The 17850-nt window shown below is 71.9% G+C and carries 20 protein-coding genes; 11 read left to right on the top strand and 9 right to left on the bottom strand.

The window, feature by feature from the left end; all coding sequences use genetic code 11:
• Window positions 1-75: 75 nt before the first annotated feature.
• Window positions 76-642 carry a TetR/AcrR family transcriptional regulator gene (locus ABC766_RS30550; protein WP_345820277.1) on the top strand — a complete coding sequence of 189 codons (567 nt, stop codon included), beginning with the start codon at window positions 76-78 and terminating at the stop codon, window positions 640-642.
• Here the strand turns inward: ABC766_RS30550 and queC are convergent.
• From queC to ABC766_RS30530, 4 genes are all read right to left on the bottom strand, one after another.
• Window positions 629-1348 carry a 7-cyano-7-deazaguanine synthase QueC gene (gene queC / locus ABC766_RS30545; protein WP_182592263.1) on the bottom strand — a complete coding sequence of 240 codons (720 nt, stop codon included), beginning with the start codon at window positions 1346-1348 and terminating at the stop codon, window positions 629-631. The two genes, ABC766_RS30550 and queC, sit on opposite strands and share 14 nt — an antisense overlap.
• Window positions 1338-1694 (bottom strand): 6-carboxytetrahydropterin synthase QueD, encoded by a 357-nt coding sequence (gene queD, locus ABC766_RS30540; RefSeq protein WP_043381990.1) that lies wholly within the window; start codon window positions 1692-1694, stop codon window positions 1338-1340. The genes queC and queD overlap by 11 nt, the downstream gene beginning before the upstream one ends.
• Window positions 1695-1830: 136 nt before the next feature.
• Window positions 1831-2796 (bottom strand): dihydrodipicolinate synthase family protein, encoded by a 966-nt coding sequence (locus ABC766_RS30535; protein ID WP_043355863.1) that lies wholly within the window; start codon window positions 2794-2796, stop codon window positions 1831-1833.
• A gap of 103 nt (window positions 2797-2899) precedes the next feature.
• Complete coding sequence (locus ABC766_RS30530) at window positions 2900-3577, bottom strand: GntR family transcriptional regulator (protein ID WP_043381987.1); 678 nt, start codon at window positions 3575-3577, stop codon at window positions 2900-2902.
• Window positions 3578-3694: 117 nt separating this feature from the next.
• On the opposite strand from ABC766_RS30530, the gene ABC766_RS30525 reads away from it, so the two are divergent.
• Entirely contained in the window at window positions 3695-5287 is a 1593-nt protein-coding gene (locus tag ABC766_RS30525) for an ABC transporter substrate-binding protein (RefSeq protein ID WP_345820276.1), read from the top strand.
• Window positions 5288-5424: 137 nt separating this feature from the next.
• Here the strand turns inward: ABC766_RS30525 and cobT are convergent, their stop codons facing one another.
• Window positions 5425-6465, bottom strand: coding sequence for a nicotinate-nucleotide--dimethylbenzimidazole phosphoribosyltransferase (cobT, locus tag ABC766_RS30520; RefSeq protein ID WP_342141827.1), 1041 nt, complete (start codon window positions 6463-6465; stop codon window positions 5425-5427).
• Between the two features lie 86 nt (window positions 6466-6551).
• Between cobT and cobS the strand changes: the two genes are divergently transcribed.
• Genes cobS through ABC766_RS30505 form a run of 3 tightly spaced genes read left to right on the top strand, consistent with a single transcriptional unit; the run spans window position 6552 to window position 8329 of the window.
• Complete coding sequence (gene cobS / locus ABC766_RS30515; RefSeq protein ID WP_342141826.1) at window positions 6552-7376, top strand: adenosylcobinamide-GDP ribazoletransferase; 825 nt, start codon at window positions 6552-6554, stop codon at window positions 7374-7376.
• A 51-nt stretch (window positions 7377-7427) separates the two neighbouring features.
• Window positions 7428-7640, top strand: coding sequence for a DUF1289 domain-containing protein (locus tag ABC766_RS30510; RefSeq protein WP_075380162.1), 213 nt, complete (start codon window positions 7428-7430; stop codon window positions 7638-7640).
• Window positions 7637-8329: a retropepsin-like aspartic protease family protein gene (locus ABC766_RS30505; RefSeq protein WP_182592267.1), complete on the top strand. Its 693-nt coding sequence runs from the start codon at window positions 7637-7639 to the stop codon at window positions 8327-8329. Before ABC766_RS30510 ends, ABC766_RS30505 begins: the two co-directional genes overlap by 4 nt.
• A gap of 12 nt (window positions 8330-8341) precedes the next feature.
• On the opposite strand, the gene dusA is transcribed toward ABC766_RS30505, so the two are convergent.
• A complete protein-coding gene (gene dusA, locus ABC766_RS30500; RefSeq protein ID WP_345820275.1) occupies window positions 8342-9361 on the bottom strand; it encodes a tRNA dihydrouridine(20/20a) synthase DusA in 1020 nt (339 codons plus the stop codon).
• Window positions 9362-9804: 443 nt separating this feature from the next.
• On the opposite strand from dusA, the gene ABC766_RS30495 reads away from it, so the two are divergent.
• Window positions 9805-11436: a methyl-accepting chemotaxis protein gene (locus ABC766_RS30495; RefSeq protein ID WP_342141824.1), complete on the top strand. Its 1632-nt coding sequence runs from the start codon at window positions 9805-9807 to the stop codon at window positions 11434-11436.
• 57 nt (window positions 11437-11493) lie between these two features.
• Here the strand turns inward: ABC766_RS30495 and ABC766_RS30490 are convergent, their stop codons facing one another.
• Window positions 11494-12369 carry an SDR family oxidoreductase gene (locus ABC766_RS30490; RefSeq protein WP_345820274.1) on the bottom strand — a complete coding sequence of 292 codons (876 nt, stop codon included), beginning with the start codon at window positions 12367-12369 and terminating at the stop codon, window positions 11494-11496.
• A gap of 490 nt (window positions 12370-12859) precedes the next feature.
• Between ABC766_RS30490 and ABC766_RS30485 the strand changes: the two genes are divergently transcribed.
• Together ABC766_RS30485 and ABC766_RS30480 are read left to right on the top strand one after the other, a co-directional pair.
• The gene (locus tag ABC766_RS30485; protein ID WP_342141822.1) at window positions 12860-13075 is read left to right on the top strand and encodes a hypothetical protein; all 216 of its coding nucleotides are present in this window, start codon (window positions 12860-12862) and stop codon (window positions 13073-13075) included.
• A 164-nt stretch (window positions 13076-13239) separates the two neighbouring features.
• On the top strand, window positions 13240-13665 hold the full coding sequence (locus tag ABC766_RS30480; RefSeq protein ID WP_345820273.1) for a GFA family protein: 426 nt from the start codon (window positions 13240-13242) through the stop codon (window positions 13663-13665).
• 111 nt (window positions 13666-13776) lie between these two features.
• Here the strand turns inward: ABC766_RS30480 and ABC766_RS30475 are convergent, their stop codons facing one another.
• On the bottom strand, window positions 13777-14424 hold the full coding sequence (locus tag ABC766_RS30475) for an urease accessory protein UreE (protein ID WP_345820271.1): 648 nt from the start codon (window positions 14422-14424) through the stop codon (window positions 13777-13779).
• A gap of 244 nt (window positions 14425-14668) precedes the next feature.
• On the opposite strand from ABC766_RS30475, the gene ABC766_RS30470 reads away from it, so the two are divergent.
• From ABC766_RS30470 to ABC766_RS30460, 3 genes are all read left to right on the top strand, one after another.
• Window positions 14669-14938 (top strand): hypothetical protein, encoded by a 270-nt coding sequence (locus tag ABC766_RS30470; RefSeq protein ID WP_043347377.1) that lies wholly within the window; start codon window positions 14669-14671, stop codon window positions 14936-14938.
• A gap of 156 nt (window positions 14939-15094) precedes the next feature.
• Window positions 15095-15820 (top strand): TerB family tellurite resistance protein, encoded by a 726-nt coding sequence (locus ABC766_RS30465; protein WP_345820270.1) that lies wholly within the window; start codon window positions 15095-15097, stop codon window positions 15818-15820.
• Window positions 15817-16572 carry an N-acetylmuramoyl-L-alanine amidase gene (locus ABC766_RS30460; protein ID WP_342141819.1) on the top strand — a complete coding sequence of 252 codons (756 nt, stop codon included), beginning with the start codon at window positions 15817-15819 and terminating at the stop codon, window positions 16570-16572. The genes ABC766_RS30465 and ABC766_RS30460 overlap by 4 nt, the downstream gene beginning before the upstream one ends.
• A 17-nt stretch (window positions 16573-16589) precedes the next feature.
• On the opposite strand, the gene ABC766_RS30455 is transcribed toward ABC766_RS30460, so the two are convergent.
• Entirely contained in the window at window positions 16590-17624 is a 1035-nt protein-coding gene (locus ABC766_RS30455; RefSeq protein WP_342141818.1) for a TerC family protein, read from the bottom strand.
• Window positions 17625-17850 lie beyond the last annotated feature (226 nt).

Raw genomic sequence — 17850 nt, 5'->3', positions numbered from 1 at the left:
TCCGTCAAGGGGTGCGCCGCGATCGGGATCGCGGCCGGCCCCACATTCGCGTGAGCCGGAGCGACGATCGCCGCGATGAGGGATACCCGCGCCGAGTTGCTGATGCAGGCCGAGACCCTGGTGCGGGGACGCGGCTATGCCGGCTTCAGCTACGCCGACCTCGCGGCGGTGGTGGGCATCCGCAAGGCGAGCATCCACCACCACTTCCCCACCAAGATCGATCTCGGCGCCGCCCTGGTGGCGGCCTATGCGGCGCGCTACGCCGCCGCCCTGGAGGCGATCCGCCGGGACGTCCCGGACGGGCCGGGCCGGGTCGAGGCCTATGGCCGGCTCTATCTCGGCGGTGTCGAGCAGGGGCTCGGCTGCCTGTGCGCGGCGCTCGCCATCGAGGGCGAGGCCCTGCCCGAGCGCCTGCGCCGGGACATCGCGGCCTTCTTCGCGGATCACCTCGCGTGGCTGGAGGCGATCCTGCGGGAGGGGCAGGCGGATGGCAGCGTCCGCGGCGGCGCGGATCCGGCGGCGCTCGCCCGCTACGTCGTCGCCACCCTGGAGGGGGCGCTGCTGATGGAGCGCCTGTTCGCGAGCCCGGCGGCCTTCCGGGGCACGCTGGCGGTGCTGGTGGACGGGCTCAGGCCGCAGTGAACCGGGCGTAGCCGTCCGCCCGGAGGCGGCAGGCCGGGCAGGTCCCGCAGCCGTAGCCCCAGGGATGCCGCTGCCCGCGCTCGCCGAGGTAGCAGGTGTGGCTCTCCTCGACGATCAGGTCGACCAGCGCTCGGCCCCCCAACGTCTCGGCCAGTTCCCAGGTCTGCGCCTTGTCGAGCCACATCAGCGGCGTGTGCAGGACGAAGCGCCGCTCCATGCCGAGGTTGAGCGCCACCTGCAGGGCCTTGATCGTGTCGTCGCGGCAGTCCGGGTAGCCGGAATAGTCGGTCTCGCACATCCCGCCGACCACGTGCCGGAGGCCACGCCGGTAGGCGAGCGCCGCCGCGAAGGTCAGGAAGACGAGGTTGCGGCCGGGCACGAAGGTGTTGGGCAGGCCCGACGCCTCGTAGCCGATCGCGGCCTCCCGGGTGAGTGCCGTCTCGGACACCTGCCCGAGGGCGTCGAGGGCGAGCGTGTGGTCCGCCCCGAGGCGGGGCGCCCAGTCGGGATTGAGGCCCGTCGTGCCCGCCCGCAGGGCGGCGCGGCGGTCGAGCTCGACCCGGTGGCGCTGTCCGTAATCGAAGCCGAGGGTCTCGACATGGTCGAACCGGTCCAGCGCCCAGGCGAGGCAGGTGGCCGAATCCTGGCCGCCGGAGAACAGCACCAGCGCGGCGCGGTCCCCCGAAGGCGCGGCCTCACTCGCCATCGTACTCGGCCCAGGACATCGGGGTCTCGGCGACCCGCACCAGCGCGAGGCCCGGCAGGTCCGGCCGGAGGCGCTGCCAGATCCAGGCCGCGATGTTCTCGGCGGTCGGGTTCTCCAGCCCCTCGATCTCGTTGAGGCAATGGTGGTCGAGCCGGGCGAGCAGCGGCCCGAAGATCGACTCGATGTCGTAGAAGTCGATCACCCAGCCGGTGTGGGCATCGACCGGACCGGCTACCGTCAGCTCGACCCGGTAGGAATGCCCGTGCATCCGGTGGCAGCGGTGGGTCTCGGGCACGTTCGGCAGCCGGTGGGCCGCCTCGAAGGTGAAGGCTTGGGTGATCTTCATGGGCGGGGTTCGCGGGCTGGGACCGATCTCGCACCCGCAATAGCGCCGACGGACCGTTTCGCGCAAAGGCTGGCTGTTCCGGGGCGTGCCGCCCGCCCCTCCCCCGATGGCCGAGGAGGGCCGCCCCGGTGCAGGGTCAGGCCCGGGGGCGGTCCTCCGCGGCCTCCTCCGACCACCGGGCGTACCAGGCCTTGAACAGGCGCAGCTGCGTCTCCGCGTAGTGGCGCTGGCCGGCGCTCAGCGCGTCGGTGGCGTTGAAGTGGAGGGCGTATTCCGGGTTTCCTTCCAGCACCATGAGGTGCTTGTAGTACAGGACGAGGTCCGGCCCCTCGTCGAAGCTCGACAGGATCGCCAGTGCGGCGTCGAGCTCCTCCGCCCGGCGGCGGGCCTGGACGTCGCCCGCGGCGGCCTTCTCGCACAGGGCGACGAGGTGGAGGACCTCCCGCGGCAGGACGTTGCCGATGCCCGTGATGGCGCCCCGGGCGCCGCAATTGACGTAGCCGTGCACCACCTGCGTATCCACCCCGACCATCAGGGTGATGTCGGGCGACTGGCCGGTGATGTGCTCGGCCGCGTAGGTGAGCGAGGCCGCGCCGCCGAACTCCTTGAAGCCGACGAGGTGCGGATACCGGGTGCGCAGGCGGAAGAACAGGTCCGCCCGGGTCTCGAACCCGTAATAGGGGCTGTTGTAGATCACCGACGGCAGGTCGACCGCCGCCTCGAGGATGCCGGAGAAATGGGCTTCCTGCGCCGCGGCCGCGCTCCCACGCGACAGGACCCGCGGGATGATCATCAGGCCCTGGGCGCCGGCCGCCTTGGCGTGGGCGGCGAGCGCCGCCGCCCGCTTCGGGTTCTGGGCCCCGGTCCCGACGATGACCGGGACGCCGGCCGCCAGCAGCCGCTCGACGCCCGCCATCCGCTCCTCGTCGGTGAGCAGTGGCCAGTCACCCATCGAGCCGCAATAGACCACCGCCGACATCCCCGCGGCGACGAGGTCCTTCCCCTTCCGCGCCAGGGCGTCGAGATCGGGCGTCCGGTCCGGCCGGCAGGGGGTCATCAGGGCCGGGATCGTGCCGGAGAAGATGTGTCGGTCGAAGGCCATCGCCGGCTCGTCTGCTGGGAGGAGAATCGCCCCGGCCGGCCTGTCGGGCCTCGCGGGGTGGCGCCCCTCTCCATGGCAGCGACGCGCGATTCTGGCAAGGATTTTATACAATCTCGCGCTTGGTGGGGGTCGCCGAGGCGTCGCCCAGGAAGGCCATCAGCGCGGACGCGACGTGGTCGATATGGTCGGTCAGGAGGGCGCAGGCCGCCGAGACGTGGCCGTTGCGGCAGAGCCGGACGATCTCGCGGTGCTCGCGGTCGGCCCGTTCCAGCTCGGCATTGTCCGTCGAGAGCTGCAGGCGCGTGTAGCGGTCGCACTCGGCCAGGAGGGAGCCGACGAGAGCGAGGGCGCGGGGCCGCTCGGCCCGGCTGTAGAGGAGGAGGTGCAACTCCGTGTTGAGGGCGCCCCAGAGCGCCGTCGCGCCGTCGCGCAACGCCGCGGCGTAATCCTCCAGCAGGGCGTCGGCCCGGGCGTAATCGTCGGCGGTCAGGTTGGGCGCCGACAGGGACAGGAGGCGGGGCTCGAGGGCGCCCCGGAGTTCCAGGGCCTCGGCCGCGTCCGCCGGCGAGAGCGGCGCCACCATAGCGCCGCGATGGGGCAGGATCCGCACGAGGCCCTCGGCCTCGAGCTGGAACAGGGCTTCCCGCACCGGGATCCGGCTGGCCCCAAACTCCGCCGCGAGCCCGTCCTGGCGGAGCTGCGAGCCGGCCGGATAACGCCCGTCGAGGATGCGTCGCCGGATCTCGGTCCCGATCGAACCCGCGATGGTCCGGTTCTTCATCGTCTCGCTCCCGGTCGCCCCCGGGAGCTCCGCAGGACCCTTGACGGCGGAGCTCCGGTGTTGAAATTGTATAAAATCAATCGGGCAACGCGCTCGATCAGGACAAGGGTGCCCGCGATGAAGCTCTCCCGTCGCCAGCTTCTGGCCGGAACCGCAGGCGCGGCCGCCGGCCTCGGCCTCCCGCACCTGGTCCGGGCCCAGCCCGGCGGCGGCAGCGTGCTGCGCTTCATCCCGTCGACGCCCCTGCCGTCCCTCGATCCGATCGTCGCCACGAGCTACGTCATCCGCAACCACGGCTATCTCGTCTACGACACGTTGTTCGCCACCGACGAGAATTTCCGGATCCAGCCGCAGATGGTGAGCGACTGGCAGACCGCGCCCGACGGCCTGCGCTGGACCTTCCATCTCCGCGACGGCCTCACCTTCCATGACGGCTCCCCCGTCGAGGCCAAGGACTGCATCGCGTCCATCGCGCGCTGGTCCAAGCGCGACGCGTTCGGTCAGACCCTGGCGGGATTCGTGGCGGAATACGGCCAGGAGGACGCCCGGACCTTCACGATCAGCCTGAAGCAGCCCTTCCCCCTGCTCCCGGCGGCGTTGGGTAAGCTGTCCTCCAACGTGCCCTTCATCATGCCGGAGCGCATCGCCCTGCAGGATGCCTCCAAGCCGATCGCCGACGCCATGGGGTCCGGGCCCTGGCGGTTCGAGGCGCGGGAATGGATCCCCGGCCAGAACGCGATCTACACCCGCCACGCCGGCTACCGGCCCCGCGAGGAGGCGCCCTCCTGGGCGGCCGGCGGCAAGGTCGCCAAGGTCGACCGGATCGAGTGGCTGGCCATCACCGAGGCCTCGGCGGCGGTGGGCGCGATGATCCAGGGGGCGGTGGACTGGTACGAGCAGCCGGCGATCGACCTGATCCCCGTCCTGAAGGGCAAGCCCGGGATCGAGATCCGCAACGTGCCGCTCGGGCTGATCCTGCTGATGCGGTTCAACCACACGCAGCCGCCGTTCAACAATCCCGAGATCCGCCGGGCCGTGATGATGGCCATGCAGCAGGACGACTACATGCAGGCGGTGGTCGGCAGCCCCGAATACTACCGGGAGGCCAAGACCTTCTTCACGCCGGGCTCGCCGATGTCGACCGGTGCCGGCGGGGCTGCCGCCATGCAGGGGGACCTCGCCAAGGCCAAGGCGATGCTCGCCAAGGCCGGCTACAAGGGCGAGCGCGTTGTGCTGCTGGCCCCGGCCGACCAGCCGATCGCCTACAACCAGTCGCTGGTGACCCAGGATCTGCTCAAGCAGCTCGGGATGACTGTCGATCTGGTCTCCACCGACTGGGGCAGCTTCATCGCCCGCCGCGGCAACCGCGGGCCGGTCGATGCCGGCGGCTGGTCGCTGTTCCACACGCTCTGGTCGGGGGCCGACGTCCTGAACCCGGCGCTCCACCCGCTGATCCGGGCCAACGGTCAGGCCGCGTGGTTCGGCTGGCCGGACGACCCGACGCTCGAGACCCTGCGCAGCGAGTGGATCGCCACGAGCGACGAGGCGCAGCAGAAGGCGCTGGCCGCCCGCATCGAGGAGCGCGCCTTCGCGGTCGTGCCCTACGCCCCTGCGGGCCTCGTGCAGCAGCCGATGGCCGTGAGTTCGAAGCTCAAGGGCATGGTGATGGCGCCCGTGCAGTTCTTCTGGAACATCGAGAAGACCCCCTGATAGGGCAGGCCTGAAGGCCCGCCGTCTTTGCGAGCGCAGCGAAGCAATCCAGCGACGCTACGCTTGCCAACGTCCCGCTGCCCTGGGTTGCTTCGCTGCGCTCGCAAAGACGAGCGGGCTCGGGTGCCCACGCGGCTTCAGCCCGCCCCTTTCTCGGACACGCCGGCCTGCGCGAAGGTCGCCATGCCGGTGTGGCAGGCGAGCGCGCCCTTCAGCAGGCCCATCGCCATGCCGGCGCCCGAGGCCTCGCCGAGGCGCATGCCGAGCGCCAGCAGCGGCACCAGACCGAGCCGCTCCAGCACCTCCGCGTGGACGCCCTCCGCCGAGACGTGGCCCGCGAGGCAATGGTCGAGGGCGCTCGGGTCGGCCGCGTGGAGCACGGCTGCCGCGGCGGTGGCCACGTAGCCGTCGATCACCACCGGGATGCGCTGGAGCCTTGCGGCCAGGATCGCCCCCGCCATGGCGGCGATCTCCCGGCCGCCGAGGCGCGCCAGGACTTGGAGCGGGTCGTCGAGATGGCCGGCATGGTGGGCGAGCGCCGCCTCCACGGCCGCAACCTTCCGGGACAGGCCGTCCCGGTCGACGCCGGTGCCGCGCCCGACCCATTGAGCGGGATCGCCGCCGAACAGGGCGGCGTAGAGGGCGGCCGCCACGGTGGTGTTGCCGATGCCCATCTCGCCGATGCCGAGGCAGTCGGTACCGGCGGCCACCGCCTCCATGCCGAACGCCATGGTGGCCACCGTGGCGCGCTCGTCGAGGGCCGGCGCTTCCGTGATGTCGCCGGTGGGCATGTCGAGGGCGAGGTCGAACACCTTGAAGCCGAGGCCGTAGGCCGCGCAGATCTGGTTGATCGCCCCGCCCCCGGCGGCGAAATTGTCGAGCATCTGCCGGTTGACCGCGTCCGGGAAGGCCGAGACGCCGCGGCGCGTGACCCCGTGGCTGCCGGCGAAGACGCAGACCAGCGGCCGGTCGAAGCTCGGGGGCGCCTTACCCTGCCATGCCGCCAGCCACGTCACGAGGCTCTCCAGCCGCCCCAGCGAGCCCGCGGGCTTCGTCAGGGTCGCGTCCCGGGCGGCGACCGCGGCCTTCGCCTCCGCGTCGGGGCCCGGCATCGCCTTCAGCAGGTTGCGGATGTCGTCGAAGGGACCGGGTTCGGGAGCGGTCATCGGGTCGGTCATGGCGGCGATGATTTCCTGTGGGCGCCCCCGGACGGGGAGACTATAATGGACCGGCGCGCGGTGGCGGGCGGATGCGAGAGACCGCGATGAACAGGCAGACCGGCGGGGAGGCCGACTGGCCCGGGCGCGGCGCCCTCTACGACCTCGCCGGGTGCCTGCGCTTCTACTCCCGCCTGCCGGTGCCGCAACTGCCCGGCGAGCCGGACCCGCATCGCAGCCCCGACTTCACCACCCTGCCCCGGATGCTGCCGCTGGCCGGCCTGATCTTGGCCCTGCCCGCGGCCCTGGTCCTGGCCGGCGGCTGGTGGATCGGGCTCGGGCCGTTCCTGGCCGCGACGCTCGCCATCGCCATACTGGTGGTGGCCACGGGCGCCCTGCACGAGGACGGGCTCGCCGACGTCGCCGACGGGTTCGGCGGCGGCACCACCCGGGAGCGCCGCCTGGAGATCATGCGCGACAGCCGGATCGGCGCCTACGGGGGCGCGGCCCTGGTCCTGGCCCTGGCCCTGCGGATCGGCGCCCTGGCCACGCTCCTCGACCGGACCGGGTACGCCGCCGTCACCGGCCTGATCCTGGCCGCCGCCCTGTCGCGGGTCGCCGCCCTCGCCCCGATGGTGCTGCTGGAGCCGGCCCGGCCCGGCGGGCTCGCCGCCGCGGTGGGCCGCCCGGACCGGGCGAGCCTCGCCACCGCCCTCGGCCTCGGTGCGATGCTGGCCCTCGGCGCCGTGCCGCTCGGCCTGCCGTTCGGCGGGGTCGTGGCGATGATCCTGTGCGCCGGCCTCGCGGCTTTGGCGCTGACCCGGCTCGCCCGCGCCAGGATCGGGGGGCAGACCGGGGACGTGATCGGCGCCTGCCAGCAGGTCGCGGAGATCGCCGCGCTGCTGGCCCTGGTGGCGGCTTGGGCGGAGTGAGGACGCCAACGCGTCTTGACCCGGCCACGATCCCCCGCCCAAGGTTTCCCGATGCCGCCCGCGCCAAAACCCTCCTCGCCCTGCACCAAGGTCTGCGTGCTCGACGCCCCGACCGGATTGTGCTGCGGCTGCGGGCGGACCCGCGACGAGATCGCCGCCTGGGGGGCGCTGTCGGAGGTGCAGCGCCGCACCGTCATGGCGGGGCTCGAAGCCCGGATGCGGGCCGCCGGCCTCACGCCTCTGGAAGCGCCGCTGCCGTCATGATCTATCTCGGCCTCGCCGCCCTCGCCCTGGTGGCCGTCGCCCTGGTCCTCAGCGACGGCAGCGACAGCGTCGGCGGCGTGATCGGGCCCGATCAGCTCGCCAACCTCGCCTGGACCGGCACGATCCTGCTCCTGGTGGTGGCCGGATTCTGGCGGCAATTCACGGCGCGCCTCGGCGCGAACCTGCAGGCGCTCCTGGCCTGGGGGCTGATCGGCCTCGCCCTCGTGATCGGCTACAGCTACCGCGACCGGATCCAGGATGTCGGCGCCCGGGTGCTCGGCGATCTCCGGCCGGGGAGCGCGACCTCGAGCGGCGACGGGTCCGTCACCGTCACCCGGCGTGCGGACGGCGATTTCCGGGTCGATGCCGAGGTGAACGGCCGGGTGCAGCCCTTCCTGTTCGACACCGGGGCGAGCAGCGTGGTGCTCACCGCCGAGAACGCCGCCGCCCTGGGGCTCACCCCCGCGCCCGCCGATTTCACCGCCCGCGTCTCCACCGCCAACGGCATCACCTACGCGGCGCCGACCCAGCTCGACTCGCTCAGCGTCGGCACGATCACCGAGCGGCGGGTCAACGCCATGGTGGCCAAGCCCGGCGCGCTCTCCGCGAACCTCCTCGGCCAGACCTTCCTGTCGCGGCTGTCCGGCTACGAGGTGCGGGGCGACCGCCTGATCCTGCGGCGTCCCTGACCGGGCCGCCGCTCAGGCCGCGCGGGCTTCTTCGGGCGCCGCGCGGGAGACCAGCGCCACCGCCTCCCGCAGGGTCGCGAGGTCCGCCTCCGGGCGCATGCCGTGGGTCGAGAGATGGCGTCGGTAGGCCCGCGCCCCCGGCCGGCCGTTGAACAGACCGAGCATGTGCCGGGTCACCGCGTGCAGCCGCTCGCCCCGGGCCAGGGCCGCTGCGATATAGGGCTCGAATGTCGCGATCGCCGCGAAAGCGTCGGGGGCCGGTGCCGGCACGCCGAACAGGTCGGGATCGACACCGAGCAGCAGCGCCGGCTCGGTATAGGCGGCGCGGCCGACCATCACGCCGTCGACCTCGGCGAGCCGCGCCCGCGCGGCGTCCAGGTCGCGCAGGCCGCCATTGACCGCGATCGGCAGGCCGGGCAGCCGCTGCTTCAGCCGGGCCGCGCGTCCGTAATCGAGAGGCGGCACGTCCCGGTTCTCCTTGGGCGAGAGCCCCTGGAGCCAAGCCTTGCGCGCATGGACGATCAGCCCGTCGACGCCCGCCGCCACCACGGCGTCGGCCAGGGTGTCGAGCGCGGCCTCGGGATCCTGGTCGTCGACGCCGATCCGGCACTTCACCGTGACCGGCACGGAGACCGCCGCCTTCAGGGCGGCGACGCAGTCGCCCACCAGGGCCGGCTCGCGCATCAGGCAGGCGCCGAAGCGGCCCTCCTGCACCCGGTCCGAGGGGCAGCCGACATTGAGATTGACCTCGTCGTAGCCGAAATCCGCGGCGATCCGCGCGGCCTGCGCCAACTCCGCCGGATCCGAGCCGCCGAGCTGGACCGCCACCGGGTGCTCGATATCCGCGAAGCCGAGCAGGCGCTCCCGCGGCCCGTGCAGCACTGCGCCGGTGGTCACCATCTCGGTGTAGAGCCGGGCGCGCGCCGAGAGGGACCGGTGGAAGGCCCGGCAATGCCGGTCCGTCCAGTCCATCATCGGGGCGACGGAAAACCGCCATCCCGCCAGTGCGCCGCGTTCGTCAGCCGCCGTCACGTTCCCAGATCCGTGCTGTGACCCGTATCCCGCCCGCCATGCGTCCCGCCGGAGGCCGCGCGTCCGGGGATCCGGCCGATGGCGCGGGAGGGCGCCGGATACCACGGGAGGCCGCCCGGCGAAACGCCGTGCGGTGCCGGTCAGTCCGTCGCCGGCGTCGCGGATGGCCTTTGGCTCGGTGAGGCGCGGGCTCGGTCAGGCGCGTGGTCCGGCCGGCCAGTAAATCCCTCGGCGATCGCGCCATGTCGGTGAAAACTTGGCCGCGGCATGGCTCCCATGTGCGGCCGGCATGGAATCATTCCAATGTAAAGAAGATGATGGGCCGGTGCGGTGCCGTGGAGCATTTGATTCTTTCTCGAGCGGCTGCGTATTTTACCAATTTATATTGGGAATTAACAGAAATGACTATCGGGAAAAAGGTTTTCTATATTATAGGTGGGATAATGTTGGCATTCATATCGATCGTGGGTGTGCAGGTCTCCTCCATCGGCGGGGTGATGATGGACGGCCGCAAGGCCGCCATCCGCGCCCAGGTCGAGTCGGCCCACAGCATCGTGGCGACGTTCGCCAAGCAGGCGGAGGCCGGCGCGATGACGGCCGACGAGGCGCGGCGGCGTGCCGCCGACGCGCTGCGGGCGATGCGCTACAACGGTGGCGACTACGTCTTCGTCTATAGCTCGACCCCGGGCGATATCGGCCGCAACGTCGTGCATCCCGATCCCAAGATCGAGGGCACGCGGTCCCGCGACGACGCGGCGATGAAGAAGACCTTCGTCTGGACGATGATCCGGCACGCTCAGGAGGGCGGCGGCTTCACCGAGTACCGTTGGGCCCGCCTCGGTGAGACCGAGCCCGCGCCGAAGGTCGCCTACTCGCTCGCCTACGAGCCCTGGCAATGGGTCATCAACTCCGCCCTGTACGTGGACGACATCCACGCCTTGGACCGGGCACGGATCGTCACCACCCTGCTCTGGCTGGTCCCGCTCGCCATCGGGGTCGGGGTGGTCGGGTTTCTGCTGGCACGCAGCATTACGCGCCCCCTGAGCGCGTTCACGGCCGCCCTGCGGCGGCTCGCAGGCGGCGAGATGGATGTCGCCATCCCGGGGCGCGGCCGGCGCGACGAGATCGGCCAGATGGCCGAGGCCGCCGGCGTGTTCCGGGACAGCATGATCCAGGCCCAGACTCTATCGGCCGAGCAGCGGGCCGAGCAGGAGCGGCGGCAGGAGCGCGCCCACTGGGTGGAGGCGGTGACCCGCAGCTTCGATGCCGAGGCGAGCCAGTTGCTGGCGCGGGTCGACACCGCGGCGGCCGGGATGCGGGAAGCCTGCCGGGCGATGTCGGCGACTGCCGCGGAGGCGGCGCAGCAGGCCGGCTCGGCGGCCGGGTCTGCGCAGCAGGCGGCGGCCAACGTGCAGACGGTGGCGGCCGCCACCGAGGAGCTGTCCGCCTCGATCGGGGAGATCAGCGGCCAGGTCGCCAAGTCGGCCGAGATCGCCGGTCAGGCGGTGACGGAGGCGGAGCGGACCGACCGGCAGATCCGCGGGCTCGCCGGGGCCGCCGAGAAGATCGGGGAGGTCGTGCGGATCATCTCGGCGATCGCCGAGCAGACGAACCTCCTGGCGCTCAACGCGACCATCGAGGCGGCGCGGGCCGGCGAGTCGGGGCGGGGTTTCGCGGTGGTCGCCGCCGAGGTGAAGGGGCTGGCCGGACAGACCGCGAAGGCCACCGAGGAGATCACCGCGCAGATCGCCGCGATCCAGGGCGAGACCATGGAGGCCGTCAACGCGGTGCACGCCATCGGCGGCACGGTCGACACGATGAACGCCATCGCCAGCGCGATCGCGGCGGCGGTCGAGCAGCAGCGGGTCGCCACGGGGCACATCTCGCAGAACATCGACCAGGCTGCCCAGGGCACCGATTCGGTGAGCCAGAACGTGGTCTCGGCCTCATCGGCCGCGGAGGCGACGCAGCGCGTGGCCGGGGAGGTCGGCGCGGCGGCCGGCGACGTCTGCCGCAGCGCCGAGGCCCTGCGGTCCGAGGTCATGCGCTTCCTCGCCGAGATGCGGGCCGCCTGAGTGCGCGGTCGCGTCGGATGGGCACCACCGTGGCGGATGCCCGTCCGACGCGGCGCGTCAGAGCACCGGCATGGCTCCCGCCACCGTGACGAGCGCACCCGACGTGTAGCTGCTCTCCTCCGAGGCCAGCATCACGTAGGCCGAGGCGAGTTCGGCCGGTTGTCCGGGGCGGCCGAACGGCACTTGGCTGCCGAAGGATTTCACCGAATCCTGGCTCATCCCGGAGGGAATGAACGGCGTCCAGATCGGCCCGGGCAGCACGCCGTTCACGCGCACGCCCGTTTCGGCGAGCAACTGGGCGAGGCTCAGCACCATGTTGCTCAGCGCACCCTTGGTGGCGCTGTAGGCGAGGAGCGACGGCATCGGGTGCTTGGAATTCACCGAGGAGGTGAAGATCACCGAGGCGCCGGGTTTCAGATGGGCGAGGGCCGCCTTGGTCACGTAGAACGCCCCGAACACGTTGGTGCGGAAATGATCCTCGAACACGGCGTCGTCGATTCCGGCGAGGTCCGCGTTCGGCTGCTGGAACGCGCCGTTGTTGACCAGCACGTCGAGGCGCCCGAACGTCTCCACCGTGCGGGCAACGATCTGGCGCCCGTAGGCGGCGTCCTTGAGGTCGCCCGGCAGGAGCAGCGCGCGCCGTCCCGCCTTCTCGACCCACTGGGCGACCGCCTCCGCGTCGGCCTGCTCGTCCGGCAGGTAGGAGATGGCGACGTCCGCACCCTCCCGGGCGAAGGCGATGGCGACCGCGCGGCCGATGCCGGAATCGCCGCCGGTGATCAGCGCCGCCTGGCCGGTCAGCTTGCCCGAGCCCTTGTAGCTCGTCTCGCCATGGTCGGGTTCCGGCTCCATGCGCCCGGTCTTGCCGGGGAAGCTCTGGGGCTGCGCCGCGAAGGGCGGGCGGGGATACTTGTGCAGCGGATTCGTGGTCACGCGTCGTCTCCGGTGGGGGGTGCCGGTCCAACCGCACGGCCTCCCGGGTGTTCCGGCGCCGCGGCGCCGCGCCCCCGTCCGGCACCGTCCGGCCCCGCCCCGCCGGGGCAACACGAGTCCGTCTGCCCGCGATGGGCCGACACAGGTCAGCAACAGGCGTTCGTCAATCTCGCTGCGAGGAGGTCCCGCCATGATCGAGGTTCAGCCGGAGGATCGGGTCGCCCGCGTGATCGATCGCGTCCTGCTCTACGCAGCGATGCTCTCGCTCACCTTCGGCTTGGCCACGGGCCTGTGGGGCCTGCTGCAGTGAGCCAGCCCCGGGACGGGGACCCGGGACAGGGATCCAAGGGGCGGATCATGGTCCGGCCCGGCCGCACATCCCTGCGGCGGTCCGGACGCGACTACACCGCCGTGGCGCTGATCGGGGCGGGGCTGACGGTGCTCGTGCTCGCGCTGCTTCTGGTCGGGATCCCGTGAGCGGACGCCGGCAATGCTGCTGAACCGCGCCATCATTGCGGCGCTGATCGTCGCGGTCGCGGCCTTCCTGCTGTACCTCGCGGCGCTCGCCCGCGCGGCGCTGTCGCCCAACGAGCCCTACGCGGCCAGCATCGGCCTCACCCTCGACCAGTGCGTGGCCGCCCAGGACGGCCTGTCCGCCGAGGCGGCGCGCCTGTACTGCCGCAGGCCCGTGCCGAAACGCCTGTGACCGGCAGGGCTCCCGGCCTCCCGGAGGCACCGCGTGAGTTTTCCTGACACGCCGCGTGACGACTTGGCGATTGTTCGGATGGCGCCCGAAACCTAGACTTCGGGGCGCCGACCGGATCTCTCGCCGAGCCGGATCGCAGGAAATCGCACGGAAGGCCCAGCACCATGGCGGACGATGCGACGATCCGGTCCGGCCGCTGCCATTGCGGGGCCGTGCGCTTCGAGGCGGCCCTCGGCGACGATCTCGCGTCGATCCGCCGGTGCACCTGCTCCTACTGCCGCATGCGCGGCGCCGTCGTCGCGATGGCGCGGCCGGGCGGGGTGAGGATCCTGCAGGGTGCGGAGGCGCTGACGACCTACCGGTTCCATACCGGGGCGGCGCAGCATTTCTTCTGTTCCCGCTGCGGCGTCTACACGCATCATCAGCGGCGGTCGGACCCGAACGTCCACGCGGTCAACGCGGCCTGCCTGGACGGGGTCAGCCCCTTCGATTTTCCGGAGGTCCCGGTGATGGACGGCGTCAATCACACGAACGACACCGGCCAGCCCACGCGGCGCGCCGGCACGCTGCGCTTCGTCCCGGCGGAGTGACGGCGGCGGCCCGTCCGCGTTCCGGCGCCGGCGCAGGATTCCCGGCCGGTCCTGCGTGACCGGCCCGGTCCCCGAGCGCCGCTCCGGGCCGGGCCGGGCCAGGCTCAAACGCTAGTGATCGTGGCCGCAGCCGCAGCCCGGACCATGCACGTGGCCGTGATCGTGGGCATGATCATGGCCGTGCTTCTGGTGCCCGTGCTCGTGATCATGGCTGTGGCCATGGTCGTGCGCGTGATCGTGATCATGCCCGTGACCGTGATCGTGATGATCATGGTCGTGATGAGCGTGGGCACGATGATCGTGCCCGTGATCGTGCCCGCAGGTGCTGTGATCGTGGGCGGCGTGCTCGGGCCGGAAGGCGCGGGAGACCGGGGTCGCGACGCAGCCCTGCCCGCGGACCAGCTCGGCCGCGGCGGGTGTCGCCGGCACGTAGAGCACGTCCGCGCCGATCTCGGCATCCACGTGGCTGCCGCCGAGCTGCCAGGCCAGGCGCAGCAGGCGGGCCGGATTCTCGGCGCGCACCTCCAGGAGATCCTCGGCGGCCGCCCGCACCGCGACGAGCCGGCCGTCGTCGAGGCGCAAGGCGTCGCCGTCCTCGAGCGCCGCCGCCTTGGTGAGCGCGACGTCGAAGCCGAGACCGCCCTCGGCGACCAGGGGTCCCGTGACGGCATCCCGGGCCGCGCGGTCGAGGGTCACCGTGTCGGCGACGCGGTCGGCGCGCACCGCGGCCCGGCGGACGATCGTGGTGGCTGTCGGCATGGGACCCTCGGACATGGTGCCGGACTGATGCCGGGCGTGGTGCCGGATAGGGGGCTACGGCATCCCGGCCGGAGCACCGCCTCGGAACCGTGGCATAGGGCGAGACGGGAACCCGACGCAACTCGTCTCGCGGCCGATGGAACCTTAGCCGTATGGCCGGCATTCCTTTCCTGCTAAGCTCGACGCGATCCGCAACGATCACGGCCACCGGCCGGACCGGATTCACAAGGGAGTTCTGGGGACCATGAAGAAGCTGACGGCAGCCGCCCTCGCCACCATCGCCGCCCTCTCGCTCGCCGGCTGCAACACCCCGGAAGACCGGGCTCTGGGCGGTGCGGGCCTCGGCGCCCTGACCGGTGCGGCGATCGGTGCGGCGGCCACCGGCCGCGCGGGCGGTGCTCTGGCGGGTGCCGCGATCGGCGGCGCCGGCGGCGCCATCGTGGGCGCCTCGACCGCGCCGCGCTGCCCCTACGGCACCTATCGCGACGCCTACGGCAACGTCTACTGCCGCTAAGCGAGACTGAGCTGGGCGGGCCGGGCGCGTCCCGGCCCTTCCTCGCGGCGTGCGGAGGGTCTATCCCGTCGCTCGGCCGGGCCTGTCCCGGTGCCGGAACCCCGCCGCCCCGATGACAGAGCCGAGCCGAGGATCAGCGCCGAGACCGGGCCGCCCATGAGCCAGGGCGTCTGGGGGAAGCTCGGCGGTGCCGGCATCGGCCTCGCGATCGGCGGTCCGCTCGGGGCCCTGATCGGAGGGGTCGCGGGCCATTTCCTGCTGGACCGGGTCGGCGCACCCTTCGGGCGGACGCCGCGCGACGTCGTGTTCACCACCGGACTCGTGGCGCTCGCCGCCAAGATGGCGAAATCCGACGGCGTCGTGCTGCCGTCTGAGGTCGAGGCCTTCGGCCGGGTGATTCAGGTGGAGCCGTCCGCGCGGGCGGGCGTGGAGCGCCTGTTCGATCTCGCCAAGAAGACCACGAGCGGCTTCGAGGCCTACGCGCACCAGCTGGCGACAACCTTCGGCGACGAGCCGGCGCTGCTGGAGGACGTGCTCGATGGCCTGTTCCAGATCGCCGGCGCCGACGGGGCCCTCCACGAGGCCGAGGAGCGCTACCTGCGCGCGGTCTCGGGGATCTTCGGCTTCGATGAGGTGGCGTTCCGGCGCATCGCCGCCCGGCACGTGCGGCTCCCGGACGATCCCTACGGCGTCCTCGGGCTCGACCGGGAGGCGGACGATGCCGCCGTGAAGGCGCGCCACCGCGCGCTGGTCGCCGAGCACCACCCGGATCGGGCGCTCGCCCGCGGCCTGCCGACGGAGGCGGTGGCCATCGCCACGCGGCGCCTCGCCGCGATCAACGCGGCCTACGACCGGATCGCGCAGGAGCGCGGGCTGCGGTGAGCCTCATCCCCGATACGCCCCTCGCCCGCCGCGTCGCGCCCTCGCCGAACCACGGAGCCCGGCGCGCGGGGCCGCTCGACATGCTGGTCCTGCATTACACCGGCATGGACAGCGGGGCCGCCGCGCTGGCGCGGCTGCGCGACCCGCTGAGCGAGGTCTCGGCCCACTATCTCGTGTTCGAGGATGGCGGCATCGTCCAGATGGTGCCGGAGGCCCGCCGGGCCTGGCATGCCGGTGCCGGGGCCTGGAAGGGCGAGACCGATATCAATTCCCGCTCCATCGGGATCGAGATCGTCCATCCGGGCCATGCCGGCGGCCTGCCGTCCTACCCGGACGCGCAGATCGAAGCGGTGATCGCCCTGGCCCGGGACATCATCGGCCGCTGGCCGATCCCGCCGGAGCGGGTGCTCGGCCATTCCGACATCGCACCCGAACGCAAGGAGGATCCGGGCGAGACCTTCCCCTGGGCCCGGCTCGCGGCGGCGGGGGTGGGCCATTACGTGCCCCCGGCCCGCCTCCAGGACGGCCGCTTCTTCGCGCGGGGCGATGCCGGCCAGCCCGTCGAGGCGCTGCAGGCGATGGTCGCACTCTACGGCTACGACCAGCCGGTGACGGGCCTGTTCGACGCGCGCACACAGGCGGTGATCACCGCGTTCCAGCGTCATTTCCGTCCGGCGCGGGTGGATGGCGTAGCCGACGCCTCCACCATCACCACCCTGCGCGACCTGATCGCGGCCCTGCCGGCGGCCTGAGGACCGCCGGTCCCGCCTCAGGCGCGGTGGGCCCGGGCCTCGTGCGGAGGGACGGAATCCGCATCCGCTTGATCCGGCGCGTCGGTCCGGGTCCGCCAGAGGCTGTAGGCGACGCCGGCCGCCAGCAGCGTCAGGGTGACCACCAGCGAGACCCATGGCGGAACCGTCACGAGCCCGAACGTGTCGGCCACCACGATCTTGGCGCCGATGAAGATCAGGATGAAGGCGAGCGCGGTCTTGAGATAGGCGAACCGGTCGACCATCGCGGCCAGGGCGAAGTAGAGGGCGCGCAGGCCCAGGATCGCGAAGATGTTGGAGGTGTAGACCACGAACGTGTCGGTGGTGATCGCGAAGATCGCCGGCACGCTGTCGACCGCGAAGATCACGTCGGCGCCGTTCACCAGCACCAGGGCGAGGGCAAGCGGCGTGAAGTACAGGGCGACCCGGCCGGTCTTCGGATCGGTCTTGCGGACCGTGAAACGCTGGCCGTGCAGCTCCGGCGTCACCCGGAAGGTGGTCTTGAACCAGCGCACGACGGCGCTGTTCTGGAAGTCGCCCTCCTCCTCGTCGCCCGAGACGAGGATCTTCAGGCCGGCATAGATCAGGAAGGCGGCGAACAGGGACAGAACCCAGTGCACCTCGTGCACCAGCGCGGCGCCCAGTCCGATCATCAGACCGCGCAGCAGCACCGCCGCCAGGATACCCCAGAGGAGGACCCGGTGCTGGGCAGCCCGGGGGACGCCGAGCGCCGTGAGGATCATGGCGATGACGAAGACGTTGTCCATCGACAGCGACTTCTCGACCACGAGTCCGGTGACGTATTCCTCGCCGGACTGGGGACCCAGATACCACCAGATCCAGCCGCCGAAGGCGAGGCCCAGCGCGAGGTAGAAGCCGGTGAGAGCCAAGCTCTCCCGGACACCGATCTCGTGCTCCTTGTCGCGGTGGAGGAGTCCGAGGTCGAAGGCGAGCAGGCCGGCGATCAGGAGGTGGAACCCGAGCCACATCCACAATGGCTTGCCGAGCCATTCGATGGTGAGGACGTCCATCATGCGCGGGACCTGATGCTGATTCCGGAAGGAAAGCATCGGCTCCGACATCACGGGCGCTGGGAAGCGCCCGCCAGAGGGGCCCGCAGCCGATAGGGGCGAGGTAAGCGGTGATCGGGGCGAATCAAGGGCAGGGCTGGGGATGCGGGCCTGCATCCCCCGGATGGTTCCATCGGGAATGTGCCGGAGGGCGACGCCTGGATCGGATGTGCGGCCCGGCCGAACCGGC

The sequence above is a fragment of the Methylobacterium fujisawaense genome, assembly GCF_039619325.1.
In the GTDB taxonomy this organism is placed as follows: domain Bacteria; phylum Pseudomonadota; class Alphaproteobacteria; order Rhizobiales; family Beijerinckiaceae; genus Methylobacterium; species Methylobacterium fujisawaense.
The sequence above is the reverse complement of the archived record's forward strand: the minus strand, read 5'-3'. Positions and strand labels throughout refer to the sequence as shown.

Bases quoted from the DNA above. Each gene is read 5' to 3' on its own strand.
- ABC766_RS30465 (WP_345820270.1), top strand. From the start codon at position 15,095: ATGAGCCAGGGCGTCTGGGGGAAGCTCGGCGGTGCCGGCATCGGCCTC.
- ABC766_RS30505 (WP_182592267.1), top strand. From the start codon at position 7,637: ATGATCTATCTCGGCCTCGCCGCCCTCGCCCTGGTGGCCGTCGCCCTG.
- ABC766_RS30455 (WP_342141818.1), bottom strand. From the start codon at position 17,624: ATGATGGACGTCCTCACCATCGAATGGCTCGGCAAGCCATTGTGGATG.
- ABC766_RS30535 (WP_043355863.1), bottom strand. From the start codon at position 2,796: ATGGCCTTCGACCGACACATCTTCTCCGGCACGATCCCGGCCCTGATG.
- ABC766_RS30470 (WP_043347377.1), top strand. From the start codon at position 14,669: ATGAAGAAGCTGACGGCAGCCGCCCTCGCCACCATCGCCGCCCTCTCG.
- ABC766_RS30525 (WP_345820276.1), top strand. From the start codon at position 3,695: ATGAAGCTCTCCCGTCGCCAGCTTCTGGCCGGAACCGCAGGCGCGGCC.
- ABC766_RS30530 (WP_043381987.1), bottom strand. From the start codon at position 3,577: ATGAAGAACCGGACCATCGCGGGTTCGATCGGGACCGAGATCCGGCGA.
- queD (WP_043381990.1), bottom strand. From the start codon at position 1,694: ATGAAGATCACCCAAGCCTTCACCTTCGAGGCGGCCCACCGGCTGCCG.
- cobS (WP_342141826.1), top strand. From the start codon at position 6,552: ATGAACAGGCAGACCGGCGGGGAGGCCGACTGGCCCGGGCGCGGCGCC.
- ABC766_RS30485 (WP_342141822.1), top strand. From the start codon at position 12,860: ATGCTGCTGAACCGCGCCATCATTGCGGCGCTGATCGTCGCGGTCGCG.
- queC (WP_182592263.1), bottom strand. From the start codon at position 1,348: ATGGCGAGTGAGGCCGCGCCTTCGGGGGACCGCGCCGCGCTGGTGCTG.
- cobT (WP_342141827.1), bottom strand. From the start codon at position 6,465: ATGACCGACCCGATGACCGCTCCCGAACCCGGTCCCTTCGACGACATC.
- ABC766_RS30480 (WP_345820273.1), top strand. From the start codon at position 13,240: ATGGCGGACGATGCGACGATCCGGTCCGGCCGCTGCCATTGCGGGGCC.
- ABC766_RS30550 (WP_345820277.1), top strand. From the start codon at position 76: ATGAGGGATACCCGCGCCGAGTTGCTGATGCAGGCCGAGACCCTGGTG.
- ABC766_RS30495 (WP_342141824.1), top strand. From the start codon at position 9,805: ATGTTGGCATTCATATCGATCGTGGGTGTGCAGGTCTCCTCCATCGGC.
- ABC766_RS30475 (WP_345820271.1), bottom strand. From the start codon at position 14,424: ATGCCGACAGCCACCACGATCGTCCGCCGGGCCGCGGTGCGCGCCGAC.
- ABC766_RS30510 (WP_075380162.1), top strand. From the start codon at position 7,428: ATGCCGCCCGCGCCAAAACCCTCCTCGCCCTGCACCAAGGTCTGCGTG.